Annotated in this window: 13 protein-coding genes; all 13 read left to right on the top strand. The window is 46.9% G+C overall.

The window, feature by feature from the left end:
* Window positions 1-1,701 carry a peptide ABC transporter substrate-binding protein gene (locus GUA98_RS16845; protein ID WP_153979431.1) on the top strand — a complete coding sequence of 567 codons (1,701 nt, stop codon included), beginning with the start codon at window positions 1-3 and terminating at the stop codon, window positions 1,699-1,701.
* A gap of 189 nt (window positions 1,702-1,890) precedes the next feature.
* The gene (locus GUA98_RS16840) at window positions 1,891-2,823 is read left to right on the top strand and encodes an ABC transporter permease (protein WP_153979430.1); all 933 of its coding nucleotides are present in this window, start codon (window positions 1,891-1,893) and stop codon (window positions 2,821-2,823) included.
* Between the two features lie 47 nt (window positions 2,824-2,870).
* The gene (locus GUA98_RS16835; protein ID WP_415753039.1) at window positions 2,871-3,752 is read left to right on the top strand and encodes an ABC transporter permease; all 882 of its coding nucleotides are present in this window, start codon (window positions 2,871-2,873) and stop codon (window positions 3,750-3,752) included.
* A gap of 17 nt (window positions 3,753-3,769) precedes the next feature.
* Entirely contained in the window at window positions 3,770-5,539 is a 1,770-nt protein-coding gene (locus GUA98_RS30170; protein ID WP_153979428.1) for an ABC transporter ATP-binding protein, read from the top strand.
* A gap of 153 nt (window positions 5,540-5,692) precedes the next feature.
* Window positions 5,693-7,324 carry a bacillithiol biosynthesis cysteine-adding enzyme BshC gene (bshC, locus tag GUA98_RS16825; RefSeq protein WP_193723835.1) on the top strand — a complete coding sequence of 544 codons (1,632 nt, stop codon included), beginning with the start codon at window positions 5,693-5,695 and terminating at the stop codon, window positions 7,322-7,324.
* Between the two features lie 59 nt (window positions 7,325-7,383).
* Window positions 7,384-8,649 (top strand): adenosylhomocysteinase, encoded by a 1,266-nt coding sequence (locus GUA98_RS16820; protein WP_193723834.1) that lies wholly within the window; start codon window positions 7,384-7,386, stop codon window positions 8,647-8,649.
* A 273-nt stretch (window positions 8,650-8,922) separates the two neighbouring features.
* On the top strand, window positions 8,923-9,360 hold the full coding sequence (mraZ, locus tag GUA98_RS16815; protein ID WP_017687291.1) for a division/cell wall cluster transcriptional repressor MraZ: 438 nt from the start codon (window positions 8,923-8,925) through the stop codon (window positions 9,358-9,360).
* 18 nt (window positions 9,361-9,378) lie between these two features.
* A complete protein-coding gene (rsmH, locus tag GUA98_RS16810; protein WP_193723833.1) occupies window positions 9,379-10,329 on the top strand; it encodes a 16S rRNA (cytosine(1402)-N(4))-methyltransferase RsmH in 951 nt (316 codons plus the stop codon).
* A 27-nt stretch (window positions 10,330-10,356) separates the two neighbouring features.
* Window positions 10,357-10,785: a hypothetical protein gene (locus GUA98_RS16805; RefSeq protein WP_193723832.1), complete on the top strand. Its 429-nt coding sequence runs from the start codon at window positions 10,357-10,359 to the stop codon at window positions 10,783-10,785.
* Between the two features lie 12 nt (window positions 10,786-10,797).
* A complete protein-coding gene (locus tag GUA98_RS16800; RefSeq protein WP_193723831.1) occupies window positions 10,798-13,110 on the top strand; it encodes a penicillin-binding transpeptidase domain-containing protein in 2,313 nt (770 codons plus the stop codon).
* 94 nt (window positions 13,111-13,204) lie between these two features.
* On the top strand, window positions 13,205-15,169 hold the full coding sequence (locus GUA98_RS16795; protein ID WP_193723830.1) for a stage V sporulation protein D: 1,965 nt from the start codon (window positions 13,205-13,207) through the stop codon (window positions 15,167-15,169).
* A gap of 123 nt (window positions 15,170-15,292) precedes the next feature.
* A complete protein-coding gene (locus tag GUA98_RS16790; protein ID WP_153979423.1) occupies window positions 15,293-16,780 on the top strand; it encodes a UDP-N-acetylmuramoyl-L-alanyl-D-glutamate--2,6-diaminopimelate ligase in 1,488 nt (495 codons plus the stop codon).
* Window positions 16,780-18,186: a UDP-N-acetylmuramoyl-tripeptide--D-alanyl-D-alanine ligase gene (locus GUA98_RS16785; protein ID WP_153980793.1), complete on the top strand. Its 1,407-nt coding sequence runs from the start codon at window positions 16,780-16,782 to the stop codon at window positions 18,184-18,186. The genes GUA98_RS16790 and GUA98_RS16785 overlap by 1 nt, the downstream gene beginning before the upstream one ends.
* The last annotated feature ends 10 nt before the right edge of the window (window positions 18,187-18,196 follow it).

Here is an 18,196-nt window from a genome sequence, read left to right as displayed (position 1 = left end):
ATGAAAAGGAAAAGTCTATTAGTCCTTTTGACGCTGATTCTGGCGTTCGGTACCGTACTTGCAGCGTGCGGATCGAAAAATGAAGGCACAACAAGTAACACGGGAACTGGCTCTGCAGGCGAGGAAAGCGGTCTCGCAAAAGATCAAGTGCTGAAAATTAACCTGACAGCTGAACCTCCTACGTTGGACCCGGCTCAGGCAAAAGACAGCCAAACCAACACTGTTCTGAAATTCTTGTATGAAGGTCTTGTACGCATCGATGCTGATGGTAAAGAAGCACCAGGCGTTGCAAAAGACTGGACAATTTCCGAAGATGGTTTGAAATATGTGTTCAACCTGAACCCGGACGCTAAATGGAGCAACGGTGATGCAATCACTGCAGAAGACTTCGTTCGCTCTTGGGAACGTGCATTGAAACCGGAAACGGCTTCCCCGTACGCGTACCAATTGTACTACATCAAAGGCGCTGAAGGTTACAACCTCAGCAAAGACGAAACTTACAAAGGTACTAAAATCACAGATTTCTCCCAAGTGGGTGTAAAAGCTACTGATGAGCACACACTCGAAGTAACGTTGGAAAACCCAACACCTTACTTCTTGGGTCTGACAGCATTCTACACGTACTACCCAGTACACCAATCTGCTGACACAAACGATAAATTCTTCACAGACTACAAAAACATGATCGTTAACGGACCATTTGTAATGGATCAATACGCTAAAGGTCAAAAAATCGTAGTTAAGAAAAACGAAGGCTACCACGCAGCTTCCGACATCAAATTGTCTGAAATCAACATGTCCCTGACAAGCAGCAGTGCTTCTGAACTGCAAGCTTACAAGTCTGGACAACTGGATTACACTGGTGCACCTAACGGTGAAATTCCATCTGACCAAATTCCTTCTGTAAAAGCGGAATTGCCGGATGAATTCAAAGCAACAGGTATTGCAAGTACGTACTACTATCAATTCAATGTAAATGAAGCTCCATTTAACAACGTTAAAATCCGTAAAGCATTTGCAATGTCCATTCAACGTCAATTGATCGTTGACAAGGTTACACAAGGTGGACAAATCCCAGCATTCGGCTTTGTACCCCCAGGTATCCGTGGTGAAAACGGCGAATTCCGTGATGAGCACAAAGACGACTACTTCACTGAAAATGTTGAAGAAGCTAAAAAATTGCTTGCTGAAGGTATGAAAGAAGAAGGATACACAACTTTGCCAGCTGTTACTTTGATCTATAACACTAGTGATGGTCACGCAAAAATTGCTTTGGCGATTGCAGATATGTGGAAACAAAATCTTGGTGTTGACGTGAAAACAGAAAACCAAGAGTGGGGCGTGTTCCTTGAGAACCGTCAAAACCAAAACTTCCAAATCGCTCGTGCAGGATGGTCTGCTGACTACAACGATCCATACAACTTCTTGGAAATGTGGACTACTGGAAACACAAACAACGATTCCAAATTCAGCAACGAACAGTACGACAAAGATGTTAAAGACACTGTAAAATCTGCTGATCCAGCTGCACGTATGGCTGCATTTGCTGACGCTGAGAAAATCCTGATTCAAGATGAAATGGGCGTAATGCCGATTTACTACTACACTAACGTATCTTTGACTAAGCCTTACCTGAAAGGCGTACAACTTGATTTCAGTGGAGCAATTGACTTCACTCGTGCATATCTGGAAGAGAAATAAGTTGTTCTGAAGTCTATATGATTACTTCGGGATATATATGTGGAATTCCATATATATCCCGATTTTTTTGTATGTGCACCGATTTTCCTTATAATTCTTGAAATTTCCGATAAATGGATTGGACTTTATTCATGTCTAATTCTACAATCGATTTGTATACAAAATATTGTTTTTGGAGGTGTGCAAGGGTTGGTTAAGTACGTGCTGAAAAAATTGCTATTTATGCTGCTATCGCTTTTCATACTCGCATCAGCAACCTTCTTCCTGATGAAGGCCATTCCGGGTGACCCTTTTACATCCGAGAAAAAAGTATCGCCTGAAATTCGGGCACTACTGGAAGAAAAGTATGGGCTGGACAAACCGATGTATGAACAATACCTGAAGTATATGGGTGGAATTCTCAAAGGTGATTTTGGTGTTTCGATGAAATATCTGAATCAAGAAGTAAGCGACATGATTACTCAAACATTTACAGCATCTCTGAAACTGGGGATCTTTGCTATTGTGATCTCTGTCGTCGTTGGGGTTTTGCTAGGACTTATCGCTGCAGTTTACCATCGTAAGCTGATCGATGATGTCACGATGATCCTCGCGGTAATTGGTATCGCGGTACCGAGCTTCTTGCTCGCATCCCTGCTTCAATACGTTTTCGCCTTCAAACTGGGCTGGTTTAACGTTATGGGATTCGACGGACCGCTTGACTATGTACTTCCGGTTGCGGCATTGTCTGCATCCCCGATTGCCTTTATCGCACGTTTGACGCGTTCCAGCATGCTCGAAGTACTGCACGCGGATTACATTAAGACAGCAAAAGCCAAAGGTCTGAAATGGCCTGCAATCATGTTTAAACACGTTATTCGTAACGGTATTCTTCCCGTTGTAACTTATGTGGGTCCGATGACAGCTAACATCATCACGGGTTCCGTCGTTATTGAGCAAATCTTTAACATCGGGGGAATTGGTAAAGTATTCGTAGAGAGTATCACGAACCGGGATTATACAATGATCATGGGGATTACGATTTTCTATGGTATCCTCCTGATGTTGGCACGTTTCCTTACAGATATCGCATATGTGCTGATTGATCCTAGAATTAAGCTGGAAAGCCGGAAGGGGGCATAACGTTGTCTGGCACGAACAATAACAATAAAGAAACGGCGAACACTGCCCTGGATAGTCAGGCAGCGGTGAAATCGCAAGAAAGTGTATCGTTATGGAAAGACGCCATGTACAGACTTGCAACCAACAAGGCCGCGATGATCAGTTTGGGCGTTCTGGTTCTTGTTGTCATTTTCTCTTTGATTGGTCCAACTTCGATATTCACAAGTTATAATTACTATTCTAATGATTTGCTTAACGCCAATGCAGCGCCAAGTGCGGAGCACTGGTTCGGAACGGACGAGCTCGGTCGGGACGTATGGGTAAGAACGTGGGTAGGTGCACGTGTATCCCTTACTGTAGGTCTGGCCGCTGCCTTGATTGATCTTATCATCGGGGTTATCTACGGTGCGATTATGGGCTTCTACGGTGGACGTGTTGATGGTATCATGAACAAGTTTTCCGAGATTCTCTATTCCCTGCCTTACATGCTCGTTGTAATCTTGTTGCTCGTTGTTTTGGAACCAAGCCTTACGACAATCATCATTGCCCTTACAATTACAGGCTGGATCAGCATGTCCTGGATTGTACGTGGTGAGATTATGCAATTGAAAAACAGAGACTTTATTCTTGCAGCGCGGTCCATGGGGGCAAGCACAGGACGTCAATTGTTCCGTCACTTGCTGCCGAATGCAGTAGGACCAATTCTCGTAACGCTGACTCTATCTATTCCAAATGCCATCTTTGCTGAAGCGTTCTTGAGCTTCCTCGGATTGGGTGTATCTGCACCGAAATCTTCCCTGGGTTCAATGATCAATGACGCCTTGACAGGCTGGACGCTGTATCCTTGGCGGATGTGGTTCCCTGCAGGTCTAATGGTACTTACAATGCTTGCATTTAACTTGCTCGGAGACGGTCTGCGTGACGCACTCGATCCGAAATTGCGTAAATAGAAATAGGAGGTGGGATTATGGAGCCAATCTTAACAGTCAAAGACCTAAGCGTGTCATTTACAACACGTTCTGGTGAATTTGATGCCGTTAAAAATGTGAGTTTTGAACTTGGCAAAGGAGAGACGCTAGGGATTGTTGGTGAATCCGGTAGTGGTAAGAGTGTTACCGCCCAAACCATCATGAAGTTGATTCCCTCCCCGCCTTCGAAGGTTAAAAGTGGAGAGATTACTTTTCACGGGCAGAGCCTGCTCGAAAAGACAGATAAACAAATGGAAGCTATCCGCGGTAAAGATATCGGGATGATCTTCCAGGATCCAATGACTTCATTGAATCCTACAATTAAAGTCGGTAAACAAATTACCGAAGTGCTTCGCAAACACCAAAACATGTCCAAAAAAGAAGCGGAGAAACGCGCTCTGGAAATGTTGGAGCTCGTGGGTATCAAAAATGCGGCAATCCGCATGAATCACTATCCACACCAATTTTCCGGTGGTATGCGTCAGCGTGCAATGATCGCCATTGCCCTGGCATGCCGTCCATCGCTTCTGATTGCGGATGAGCCGACAACTGCACTCGACGTAACGATTCAGGCACAAATCCTGGACGTTATGAAAGATATGCAGCAAAAGCTTGGCACTTCCATCATGCTCATTACCCATGACCTTGGTGTAGTAGCAGGTATGTGTGATCGGGTTGTCGTTATGAAGGAAGGCGAAGTTGTGGAAACGGGAACAACAGCTGAAATCTTCAGCAATCCTAAGCATCCATATACGATCAAATTGTTGAACGCCTTGCCTCGTTTGGACGAGCCTAAGAAAGAAAAACCGACTCCGGCTGGTATTATCAAAGGTGCCAACAAGCCGCTAGTTGAAGTGAAGAACCTGAAACAATACTTCAATTTGGGTAAAGGAAACATTCTCAAAGCGGTTAATGATGTCAGCTTTGATATTTTTGAAGGCGAAACCCTTGGGGTTGTAGGCGAATCCGGATGTGGTAAATCCACAACAGGACGCACGATTCTTCGCCTTTATGAGCCAACGGGCGGAAATGTAAACTTTAACGGAACGGATATCTATAAGCTGTCCCCACGCAAAATGAAAGAAATGCGTAAAGACATGCAGATGATTTTCCAGGATCCATATGCATCACTGAATCCACGTTTCAACGTTATGGATATTATCGGAGAATCACTGGATATCCACGGACTGGCTTCCAGCAGTAAAGAGCGGAAGAAACGTGTAGAAGAGTTGCTGGATCTCGTAGGCTTGAATCCAAGCCATGCGCTTCGTTATCCGCATGAATTCTCCGGTGGTCAAAGACAACGGATCGGTATTGCCCGTGCGCTTGCTGTGGATCCTAAATTCATCATCTGTGACGAGCCTTTGTCAGCACTTGATGTATCCATCCAAGCTCAAGTGGTTAAGTTGCTCGAAGAGCTTCAACAGCGTCTTGGTCTGACTTACCTCTTCATTGCGCATGACTTGTCCATGGTTAAGCATATCAGTGACCGCGTTGCTGTTATGTACATGGGTAAAGTGGTTGAGCTGGCAGAGAGTGAAGAGCTTTACTCTAACCCTGTTCACCCTTACACCAAAACATTGCTATCTGCTATTCCTGTACCTGATCCGGAAGTGGAAGCAAACAAACGCCGCATTTTGCTGCCGGACGAACAGTCTGGTCCAATCCAAAATGGAGCAACTGGTCCGGTAAACGATCCGTATAACCTGGAGAATGCTCAATTGATTGAGATTTCCAAAGGTCACTGGGTTTCCGAACCATACGTTTAAGGAATTATATTCCTTTCGGACTTATTATGTTATTAAACCGCCGGCTTGTTCGGCGGTTTTTTTGATTTTTTAGGCGACTTTCTTTTGACGAAGTGGCCTGTAGTTCGGTACAATCAAGAAAGGCTCTTTGAAGCAGAATAGGAGGCAGACCTCATGAAAGGTATTACCGAGGCACTCCGCAGCGGAACGCAACTTGCAGAAGATTATATCTGCTCACGTGATGCTGCGCGGGGCCTTTATGAGTATGACATTCACTGGGAGTCCGGACTTCATGCGCGTGCCGAATGGCTGGATCAGTCGGAGAACACACGTGTGGATCGCGAGAACCTGGTAGAGTATTTACGTATATATAACAAACGTTTGAATGATCACGAAGCTGTACAACATTCTATTGCACGTTTGGCCGAGAAAGGTACGTTTGTAGTTACGGGTGGGCAGCAGAGCGGCTTGTTGACAGGGCCGTTATTTGTCATCTACAAAGCTGCGAGTGTCGTTGCAGCTGCCCGTGAAGCTGAAGCCAAGCTCCTGCGTCCGGTCGTTCCCGTATTTTGGATCGCTGGTGAAGACCATGACTGGGATGAAGTGAATCACACCTATCTGCCTGGTCACAAGGGCGAAATGATCAAGGTTAAGCTGCATGGGCGGTTCGATGGCCGAAATTCGGTGAGCGGGGTCACGATTGAGACGGAACAATGGATGAACGTAATCGAGCAGGTGGAGCATCTTTTGCCGGATACTGTACATAAACCAGGATTAATGGAGATGCTCATCTCGATCCATCAGTCCAGCTCGAATCTTAGTGATGCTTTTGCGAGAATGGTGTCGGCATTGTTTGGCAGTACTGGGCTTGTTCTAATGGATGCGGCGGATTCCGGATTAAGAGAACTGGAACGCCCTGTATTTGAACGATTGATTCGTGAGAATGGCTCATTGCGTGAAGCTTATTTGCAGGGTGCTTCTAAGGTACAGGAAGCGGGCTATTCAATGCCGGCAGAAGTCGCTGAAGACGGAGCAAATTTGTTTTATATCCATGATGAAACCCGGTTGCTCCTGTTCCTGAAGGATGGTTTGTACACGGATCGAAAAGGGCTAGTGTCTTTTACAGAAGAACGATTGCTTCAGGAGTTGAGGGAACACCCCGAGCGATTCAGTAATAATGTGCTCACCCGGCCTTTAATGCAGGATTCCGTGCTGCCTGTAGCTGCGGTGATATTGGGGCAGGGTGAGATTGCATACTGGGGACTAACCAGAACTGCATTCCGTGAGTTTGGTCTGCAAATGCCCATCTTGCTGCCGAGGTTGTCCTTCACCCTATTGGAGGATGTCCATCACAAGCACATGAATCAGTACCAGCTCTCTTTCCAAGATGTGCAATATCATATGGAAGAAAAAAGAGAGAAGTGGCTCGCAGGACAGGAAACGTTCCAGGTTGAGGAGCAATTTGAGCAAGTCCAGCAATCCTTTGCTGAGCTTTATCGTCCATTGCTTGATCAGCTTGCGCAAATTCACCCTGGACTGGATCGGATCGGTAATACGAATCTGAAAAAGATCAACGAACAGATGCAATATCTGCAAAAGCAAACACAGAAGGCGATCGCGGATAAACATGAGGTTGGACTCAGACATTGGAACGGCATACAGAACTCGCTCTTCCCTATGAACAAACCACAGGAACGAGTGCACAATGCGCTCTACTACTTGAACCGTTATGGAACCAAGTGGATTCAGGAGCTCATTGAGAGCGGACGTGAATTCCGGGGTCAACATCAAGTGATTGAACTGTAACTGTGTGGTTCAGCAGACCTTTATAATAGAAGAAACACAGATAAACGAGGAGGATGGGCATGACTACACCTGCACTGCAAAACAGTATTGTTAAAGATATGGGGCTTGCTTCAGAAGGACACTTGAAAATTGACTGGGTTGAAGCACATATGCCTGTATTGAACCGCATTCGTCGCCAATTTGAGCAGGATCTTCCTTTCAAAGGACTAAAGGTTGCCATTTGTCTTCACCTTGAAGCCAAAACAGCTTACCTGGCAAAAGTCATTCAGGCTGGCGGCGCAGAAGTGACTATTACACACAGTAACCCGCTATCAACTCAAGATGATGTGTGTGCGGCTCTAGTAGAAGATGGTGTAACCGTGTATGCCAAATACAATCCGGGGTCAGAAGAGTTCAAGCAGCTCCAGCTTCGTGCATTGGAAGTTAAACCCGACCTGATTATTGATGACGGCGGCGACTTTGCAACCATTATCGCTTCCGAACGTCCTGATCTTGCGGCAACGATTCGTGGAGGCGCAGAGGAAACGACAACAGGTATTATCCGTCTGAAAGCTTTGGCGAAAGAAGGACAACTGCAGTTCCCGATGGTTGCGGTTAATGACGCTTATTGCAAATACCTGTTCGACAACCGTTATGGCACAGGCCAATCAGCCTTTGATGGCATTATCCGTACAACCAACCTGGTGGTAGCTGGGAAAAATGTTGTTGTAGCAGGATACGGCTGGTGTGGTAAAGGTGTCGCGATGCGTGCCAAAGGTCTGGGCGCCAATGTCATTGTAACTGAAATTGATCCAATCAAAGCGGTTGAAGCGCATATGGACGGTTTCCGTGTCATGACGATGGTGGAAGCAGCCAAATTGGGCGATTTCTTCATCGCTGTTACTGGCAACAAAGACGTAATCACAGGTGAACATTATGACGTGATGAAAGATGGAGCAATTTTGAGCAATGCAGGGCATTTCGATGTGGAAGTGAATAAGCCTGAGCTTGCCAAACGTTCAGAGTCCATCCGCACTGTGCGTCGTAATATTGAAGAGTATCGTTTCAAAGATGGACGTAAAATGTACCTTCTTGCAGAAGGACGTCTCGTGAATCTGGGTGCAGCGGATGGCCACCCTGCTGAGATTATGGATACGACGTTTGCATTGCAGGCTCTGGGCTTGCGTTACGTTAGTGAGAATTACGCTGCATTGGGTAAAACCGTTGTTAACGTACCTTATGAAATTGACCAGCAAGTTGCCAGCTACAAACTGGAAAGCCTGAATATCTCTATTGATTCATTGTCAGCTGAACAGGAAAAATATCTGGACAGCTGGAAGTTTTAGGAGAACCCAATAATTACAAGCTGATGAACTGATTCAAAGGGTTTAAAATAGTGTATTGATGATATGGCTCATTAGCGATTGCAAGTAGAATAACCGGTACCGGGGAAACGTCTTTGATCCTGAGCAAGAGGATCAGAGGCGTTTTTCTTATGAAGCAAATTGAAAAAAATCAAGCAAGCAAGAAGGGTTTTGATTTTTTAGTGCGAATCTATTATGCTTAGGTGGTGGAAAGTGGGGCAAAGTGGGAGAAACGGGTGAGGAGTGAGTGGGCCAATGTTTATGGGGGAGTTCCAACATAGCATTGATGACAAGGGTCGGGTTATTATTCCGGCCAAATTCCGCGAATCTCTGGGGCCGTCTTTCGTTGTCACACGGGGTTTGGACCAGTGTCTTTTCGTGTACCCTATGGAGGAGTGGGGGGTCATGGAACAGAAGCTCAAAGCACTGCCTTTGATGAAGTCGGATGCACGTGCGTTTACCCGCTTTTTTTTCTCGGGTGCTACCGAATGTGAATTGGACAAACAGGGTAGGGTAAATTTACCGGGCAATTTACGGGAATATGCCAAGTTGGACAAGGATTGTGTTGTTCTTGGCGTGTCGAACCGGGTGGAGATCTGGAGCAAAGGCATATGGGAGAGTTATTTCAATCAATCCGAGGAAGCATTCAACGACATTGCCGAAAAGCTGGTCGATTTTAATTTTGATCTATAAAGTCAGGAGGGGTGCAGGTTGTTTCACCACATAACCGTACTCAAAGAAGAGGCAACAGAGGGATTAAACATCAAGCAGGACGGTATATACGTGGACTGCACTTTAGGTGGAGGAGGACATAGTTCCGTCATTGCTTCCAAGCTCGGTCCAGGGGGAAGGCTTATCGCACTGGATCAGGATGATTGGGCATTGGATAATGCACGCGAGAAGCTTGCTTCGTATGGAGATCGCATCACGCTTGTGAAGACGAATTTCCGTGATTTGGAGCAGGTTCTGAAAGAACTGGATGTCCCAATGAAGGACGGCGTGCCGCAGGTGGATGGCATTTTGTACGATTTGGGTGTGTCATCACCTCAATTCGATGAAGGAGAACGTGGATTTAGTTACAATCACGATGCTCCGCTGGACATGAGGATGGATCAGGATGCATTTCTGACAGCCAAAGAGATTGTCAACGAATGGCCTGAAGAGGAGATTGCCCGAATTTTATATCGTTATGGAGAAGAAAAGTTTTCAAGAAGAATTGCCCGCGTCATTGTGGAAAAACGAAGCCAGGCTGTTATCGAGACCACAGGAGGGCTAGTGGAATTGATTAAGGAAGGCATCCCGGCTGCTGCTCGCCGTACAGGTGGACATCCAGCGAAGCGCAGTTTTCAGGCTTTGCGGATTGCAGTGAATGATGAGCTGGGTGCGTTTGAGGAAGCATTGCATCAGGCGGTTCGGTGTCTTGCACCAGGTGGACGTGTATCTGTTATTACCTTTCACTCGCTAGAGGATCGGATTTGCAAGCAAATATTCAGCAGTTATCTGGAGAAGTGTACGTGCCCGCCTGACTTTCCGTTATGCGTGTGCGGCGGTAAAGGTGTACTGCGTTTAGTCAACAGAAAACCGCTGATTCCGACGGATACGGAACTGGCCGAGAACTCCCGTGCACGTTCAGCTAAACTGCGCGTAGCCGAGAAACTGTAAACCAAGAGCGAAGGAGAGAGTCTTTGTATGGCATATACACGTGGTAACCTTGCAGTGAAAGAAAAAGCAACCCAAGAACGTGTGACGCAGCAAAGGTACAAGGAAACCACCAAAGTGGTGACTCGTCGTACGGGTCTTCCTGCACGAGAGAAATTCTTGTATCTGATGACATTGATCGTCTGTATCGTTATCGGTGGTGCACTGATGTGGCGTTATGCTCATATCTATGATCTGAACAAGCAGGCTCAATCAACGTTGTCCGAGACAAGAGAAGCGGAAAAAACCATTGCTGATCTGCAGGTTGAAAAGGAAAGACTGAACAATTTGGTTATTGAAAATGCACGCAAACTTGGCTATGTAGAAGCGTCCGGCAAAGACGTTATAATCGTGCCTCGTTCAACAGGTGTAACGAGCGCACAGGATACAGAGTCGTCTTCGGATACAGCAAGTAAGTAAAGAGGTGTACCGATGGTAAAAAGAATAAAGATGCGCACGCTGCTTATAGGGGGATGTATTACCCTCTTTTTTCTTGTACTGATAACCCGAATCTTTTTTATTCAAGTTGTAAACGGCAGTACCTGGCAAGGATATGCCTCCGAGCTGGTGGAACGTGAGCAGACGATTAAAGCAAGCCGGGGGTCTATTACGGATCGGAACGGCAACATCTTGGCAACGGATGCGCCCGCGTATACGGTGTCGGTCAATCCGGAGATGATCCATGAACTTGGGATTGAAGATGTCGTCACGACCAAGCTCGCAGCAATACTTGGCAAGAACGAAAGTGAAATGCGTGCTTTGGTGACAGCTAAGAAGAAAGATGGTAGTTTTTATCAACAACGTGAAGTGCGTAGTGAGGGGTACAAAATCAGCCCGGAATTGGCAGCGAAAGTAACTGCGCTGAGGGAAGAACTGAAGGAAGAGTACAAGGCTCAGAACGCCATCGTAATGGCACAGGAATCGAAGCGGTTTTACCCCGAAGAGACGCTTGCATCGCACCTTCTGGGTTACATGAGTCGTGACGGTAAAGCTGTAAACGGGCTTGAAGTTTCGTATGATGAAGAACTGACGGGCACTGATGGTTACCTGAACTATCAAAAGGATGCCAAAGGCATCAAGCTTCCTGATTCTCAGGATAACTATCTTCCACCTCAAAACGGAAATAACCTGAAGCTGACGATTGATGATACCATTCAATTTTACATTGAAGATGCCATTAAGGAAGCAGTTGCTCAGTATAATCCGCTCAGTATGACCGTCATTGCAGCAGATCCAAACACAATGGAAATCTTGGGCATGGCGAACTGGCCGAATTTTAATCCCAATACGTACTGGGAAACCCCGGATCAAAAAGATTTCATCAATCATGCGACACAGTCCATCTACGAACCAGGCTCGACATTTAAGATTGTTACACTGGCGGGTGCTGTAGAAGAGAAGCTGTTTGATCCCAACGCAACGTTTGAGTCCAAACGGATCAACATTGGGGGATTTTCGATTAGTGACAATGGCCACGCTTATGGTACGATTTCCTATCTCGAAGGCGTCAAACGTTCAAGTAACGTTGCCTTTGTTAATCTCGGTTACAACATGCTTGGCGGCGAACGTCTGCGTCATTACATAGACGAATTCGGATTCGGCCAAAAGACGGGGATTGATCTGCCAAGTGAGTCCGCTTCACCGATCAAACCGTTGGTGTACAAATCTGAAATTGCAACGGCTGCATATGGTCATGGTCTCGTACAGGTAACCCCAATTCAGCAGGTGGCAGCTATCTCGGCCATTGCCAATGGTGGGAAACTGATGGTTCCACATCTGGTGAAGGAAATCATCAATCCAAATGACGGAACAACTGAAGTGACCAAGCCAAAAGAGGTCCGCCAGGTCATCTCCAAGGAATCTGCAAAACTGGTCAGTGGCTATTTGGAACAGGTTGTAGCAGACCAGCAGATCGGTACTGGGCGCAACGCCTATATCGAAGGATACCGGGTGGCCGGTAAAACGGGAACAGCAAGAAAATGGGTGAACGGGGAATACAGTAAAACCAAAGACGTCGTTTCGTTTATCGGATTTGCCCCTGTAAACAATCCCAAAATTGCGATGCTGGTTGTCATTGACCAACCGAGTGGAACCAACATTGGTGGTGGTGCTGCAGCAGCTCCAGTATTCAAAAAAATTGTCAGCCAAACCCTGCAATACATGGGTGTTCCGAAAGATACGACAAAGATCACGGACAAAAAGGCAGCTACTATCGTTCAGACGAAGACTCCTGACTTGACTGGGAAAACAGCCAAACAGGCTAGAAGCCAGCTTCTGAATGCAGGAATTGCTTACGAGACCCTAGGGAAGGGCGAGAGTGTTATTCGCCAGTACCCTGCTGCAGGTGAATTAATGAACCCAGGTCAGCGAATTTATCTGCTTACGGAAGACAGCAGCAGTATGAAAGTTCCTGATCTGACAGGGGAATCACTTCGTGATGCCATGGAAGTTCTTTCACTCATGAAAGTAGGAGTGATTGTCAAGGGTGAGGGTTATGTCGTGAGTCAAAAGGAGCAGGTCTCCGGGGAACAGCGGACCATACAGCTCACATTGCAGACTGCCAAGGCCGCAGTAACCGGAATAGCGGATGAAGATCCTGAGTCTTCGGATGCTGCATTGGAGGAAGAGGGTACAGCAGAAGAGTCCAGCAAGACAGAAGAAACAGGGAACTCGGATGGAACAGAGGCTCCAGCCAATGAGACGGACTCGTCTTCTGGTGCCGCAATTGATCCGGTCCTCCCATAGCCATTGAATTTATAGCTTGTTCTAACCCCCGGTTGTCCCGAATATTCATGAATGAACGAGGTCATGATTTTGGGACGAGTGGGGGGATCTTTTCGTGAAGGGTTCAAGTGTAAATCTACGGCGCAGGCTGTTATGGAGTTTGCTCATTTTGGTATTGTTATTTTCGGCCCTGGTGATCAGGCTTGCTTATGTACAACTCGGGAAAGGCCCAGAATTGTCTGCGAAAGCAGAGGAGTCCTGGCGGCGTAACATTCCATACTCAGCCAAACGGGGAGAGATCCTGGATCGCAACGGTACCTCTCTGGCCTATAATGTAACTACACCGACGATTATGGCAATTCCGGCTCAAGTGAAGGAAGCGGAGACTACAGCGAAGGCACTAGCCCCTTTACTTGGAATGACTGAAGAGAAAGTGCTGGCAACCATCAAGAAAAGAGAACTGATTGTACGACTACAACCCGGCGGCCGCAAAATTACGATGGAGAAAGCTCAGCGCATTCGTGATTTGAAGCTTCCGGGTATCGTTGTTGCAGAGGATAATAAACGATTCTATCCTTATGATGATCTGGCTGCTCACATTCTTGGTTTTACGGGGATTGATAACCAAGGATTGACCGGGGTCGAAATAAGGTATGATGAGAAGTTGACCGGTCTAAATGGCAGTGTGTCCTACTTGTCCGATGCGGCCGGAAGGCTTATGCCGGGCTCATCTGAGAAGTATGTGGAACCAAGAGATGGTCTTAACCTGGAGCTGACGATCGACAAATCGATCCAATCCATTATGGAAAGGGAACTGGATCAGGCCATGGTCAAATTCCAGGCGAACTCCGCTCTGGCTATCGCCATGAACCCGAAGACGGGTGAAGTCCTCGGCATGGCCAGCAGACCAGGGTATGAACCAGCGGATTACCAGCAGTATCCGTCTGAAATCTATAACCGGAATTTACCGATATGGATGACATACGAACCGGGTTCAACGTTTAAAATCATTACTTTGGCGGCAGCACTGGAAGAGAAGAAGGTGAATCTTCAGCAGGATCAATTTTTTGATCCAGGATATGTTGAGGTTGGAGGTGCCCGGCTGCGCTGCTGGAAAAAAGGCGGACATGGCAGTCAAACCTTCCTGCAAGTCGTGGAAAACTCGTGCAATCCCGGGTTCGTGGCTCTAGGTCAAAAGCTGGGTAAAGAGTCCTTGTTTTCTTACATCAAAGACTTTGGATTCGGAACCAAAACAGGTATTGATCTTAGCGGTGAGGCGAGTGGTATTTTGTTCAAGCTGTCACGGGTGGGTCCTGTGGAGCTTGCGACAACAGCCTTTGGGCAAGGCGTTTCCGTTACACCCATTCAGCAAGTGGCGGCCGTATCGGCTGCCATCAATGGAGGCAAGCTCTACAAACCTTATGTAACCAAAGCGTGGGTTCATCCTGAAACGGGTGAAGTGATGGAAGAAGTCAAGCCGGAACTTGTACGACAGGTCATTTCGGAAGACACATCCAAGCAGGTTCGTGAGGCTTTGGAAAGTGTTGTTGCAAAAGGCACAGGAAGACCGGCCTTCATCGACGGCTATCGGGTAGGCGGCAAAACAGGTACAGCCCAAAAGGTAATTAACGGACGTTATTCCTCTACCGAGCATATTGTATCCTTTATTGGCTTTGCTCCGGCAGATGATCCACAGATCGTAGTATACACGGCTGTCGATAATCCAAAAGGGATTCAGTTCGGGGGTGTCGTTGCAGCTCCGATTGTGCAAAATATTCTTGAAGACTCGCTGCACTATATGAATGTTCCTGTGCGCAAGGATCAGGTCGCGAAAGAATACAAGTATGGCGAAACCAAAATTGTTACGGTTCCCGATCTCACAGGTGCAACGGTAGAAGATCTGTATGAAGATCTCAACATGAACTTTATGCTGGCGAAGTCCGGCAGCGGGAAGTACGTAATTAACCAGGCTCCGAAGCCAGGAGCAAGGGTGGAGCAGGGCTCTACCATACGAATCTATATGAGTGATGTGCTGAAAGAAGCACACGATCATACAGGGGAAGCAGGACAGGAGCCTTAACCGGCTCCAGGTCCTAGCGCAACAAAATTCAAAAAGTTGCGTTTCATTAAATGGTCATATGGACGATATTAATAAAAGAAATGCCTTGAGCAGAAGTAAACTTGGAGAAGTGAGGTTATTCATGTGCTTTTAAAACAATTTGCATCGAAGCTGACAACTGCCCGCCTGATTGGCGAGCCTAATACAGAATGCCAAAACTTACAGACAGATTCCCGCCAGGTTCAACCGGGAGATCTGTTTATCTGTCTTCCGGGACATACGGTAGATGGACATGATTATGCGGAAAAAGCTGTGAATGCCGGAGCGGTAGCATTGGTCGTGGAACGACAACTGGAACTACCTGTACCGCAGCTGCTGGTCAAAGACAGTCGATTTGCAATGGCAGTCCTTGCAGACTCTTTCTTTGACTCACCAAGCCATAAGATGAATATGATTGGTGTAACGGGAACGAACGGCAAGACAACCACCACCTATCTGATTGAAAAGATCATGAGTGATCATGGACAGAAGACAGGTTTGATTGGTACCATTCAAATGCGTTACGACGGTCGGACCTATCCAATGTCGGGAACTACACCAGAAGCACTCGATCTGCAGCGCAGTCTGTATGATATGGTTCAAGCGGGTACGGACTGCTGTGTAATGGAGGTCTCATCACATGCGCTGGAGCAGGGACGTGTAAAAGGAACCAATTTCCGTACTGCGGTATTTACCAACTTGACTCAAGATCATTTGGACTATCATAATTCCATGGAAGAGTACCGCGCAGCAAAAGGCCTGTTCTTTGCAAGACTTGGCAACGAGTTTGCAGAGGGTGCTTCCCGTCGCAAATTTGCGGTCATTAACGCTGACGATCCATCAGCCAATTATTTCAAATCCGTGACTGCAGCTGAAGTCATTACATATGGCATGGAAGATAATGCTGATGTACGGGCATCCAACATCTCGATTACATCGCAGGGCACGTCTTTCCATGTGGATACATTCGCAGGCAGTACAGACATTAACTTGCGTATGGTAGGGAAATTCAACGTATACAACGCCATGGCAGCTATCTCTGCTGCACTTGTTGAAGGAGTACCCTTGGAAGAGATTAAACGCAGTCTTGAGACAGTTCCTGGTGTGGATGGCCGTGTTGAAGCCGTAGACGAAGGTCAGTCATTTGCTGTTATTGTGGACTACGCTCATACACCGGACGGCTTGGAAAACGTACTGCGAACGGTAAAAGAGTTTGCCGAAGGTCGAGTCATTTGTGTATTCGGATGTGGTGGAGACCGGGATCGGACCAAACGTCCATTAATGGGTAAAATTGCAGCGAAGTATAGTGACATCGTATTTGTAACTTCTGACAATCCACGCACGGAGGATCCGGATCTGATTCTCAAGGATATTGAAGTAGGTCTGGTAGAAGAAGGCGTACCATCTGATCGTTATCTCATGGTCGTAGATCGTCGTCAGGCAATACATGAAGCTATTGAAATGGCAAGCCCAGCCGATGTAGTATTGATTGCGGGCAAGGGTCATGAGACCTATCAAATTATCGGAACAACCAAAACGGATTTCGATGATCGGATCATAGCCAAAGAGGCGATAAGGGGCAAATCCAATTGATAAAAAGAACATTAGCGCAATTGGCCGAAATGTGCGGAGGAACACTAAACGACTACACTGCTTACGGTGACATCCGCGTTGAAGGTGTATTTACGGATTCACGCAAGCCAGTAGAAGGCAGTTTGTTCATCCCGCTTGTCGGCGAGAGGTTTGACGGACACGAATTTGTGCAAGCCTGTTTAGAAAAGGGAGCCGCAGGGGCGTTATGGCAGAATGACCATGGTGTTCCCCCGCAGGGAGGAGCAGTCATCGTTGTTGAAGATACACTGGCTGCCCTGCAGGGGCTTGCATCTGCTTATTTGGCCGAGAGCCAAACTGCCGTGGTGGGCATTACCGGCAGCAATGGCAAAACAACAACCAAGGACATTGTGGATGCCATTCTATCTACCAAATTCAAGGTGCATAAGACGCAGGGAAACTTCAACAATCATATCGGACTCCCGCTTACGGTGCTAAGCATGGAACAAGATACCGAGATTGTGATTCTGGAAATGGGCATGAGCGGCCGCAGAGAAATCGAGGCATTGTCTTTGATTGCTCAGCCGGATATCGCCATCATTACGAATATTGGTGAATCCCATCTGCTGCAGCTTGGCTCCAGGCTGGAGATTGCCAGAGCAAAGGCTGAAATTGCTGCAGGCATGAAACCAGGCGGCCTGTTGATTTATAACGGAGACGAGCCGTTGATTAAGCAGGTTCTGGCTGAAACGGAAACGAAGCAGCCCGAGGGAATGAAACGATTTACATTTGGACTTCAGACAGACAATGATGATTACCCGACAGGACTCATGAATGCGCAGAACGGTGTTGTTTTCACGACAAAACAGTTGGGGGAACAAGCACTTACGCTTCCTCTGCTTGGTACACACAATGTCGTTAACTGTCTGGCTGCACTTGCAGTTGCACGTCACTTTGGTGTAACAGCCGAACAGATTGCCTCCGGGTTATCCAGCTTGAAACTGACGGGTATGCGCATAGAGGTTATTCAAGGAGTCAGCGGACTAACGATGCTTAATGATGCCTACAATGCAAGTCCAACGTCGATGAAGGCAGCTATTGATGTGTTGGATGGACTCAAAGGTTATCGTGCTCGAGTAGCCGTACTTGGAGACATGTTGGAGCTTGGACCTCAGGAAGAGGAGCTTCACCGTGGCATCGGAGAGTATATTACGCCAGGGAAAATGGACATGGTGCTAACCTATGGACCGTTATCGGTGAATATAGCTGAGGGTGCGAAGCTGCACATGCCGGCAGAAGCCGTACATGCATTTGAGAATAAGGAAGAGATGACCCGTTACCTCCTGGAAAAATTGCATCCCAGAGACGTCGTTTTGTTCAAGGCCTCCCGGGGCATGAAGCTGGAGGACGTGGTTGAATCACTAAAAATAGCATCATTACAGAATTGAGTAGACTAGA

This window comes from Paenibacillus sp. P13VS, assembly GCF_015143645.1.
Taxonomy (GTDB): Bacteria; Bacillota; Bacilli; order Paenibacillales; family Paenibacillaceae; genus Paenibacillus; species Paenibacillus xylanilyticus_A.
Note: the sequence above shows the minus strand (reverse complement) of the source record. Positions and strands in the feature narration are given on the sequence as shown.

Bases quoted from the DNA above. Each gene is read 5' to 3' on its own strand.
- GUA98_RS30170 (WP_153979428.1), top strand. From the start codon at position 3,770: ATGGAGCCAATCTTAACAGTCAAAGACCTAAGCGTGTCATTTACAACA.
- GUA98_RS16805 (WP_193723832.1), top strand. From the start codon at position 10,357: ATGGCATATACACGTGGTAACCTTGCAGTGAAAGAAAAAGCAACCCAA.
- GUA98_RS16800 (WP_193723831.1), top strand. From the start codon at position 10,798: ATGGTAAAAAGAATAAAGATGCGCACGCTGCTTATAGGGGGATGTATT.
- GUA98_RS16845 (WP_153979431.1), top strand. From the start codon at position 1: ATGAAAAGGAAAAGTCTATTAGTCCTTTTGACGCTGATTCTGGCGTTC.
- mraZ (WP_017687291.1), top strand. From the start codon at position 8,923: ATGTTTATGGGGGAGTTCCAACATAGCATTGATGACAAGGGTCGGGTT.
- bshC (WP_193723835.1), top strand. From the start codon at position 5,693: ATGAAAGGTATTACCGAGGCACTCCGCAGCGGAACGCAACTTGCAGAA.
- GUA98_RS16820 (WP_193723834.1), top strand. From the start codon at position 7,384: ATGACTACACCTGCACTGCAAAACAGTATTGTTAAAGATATGGGGCTT.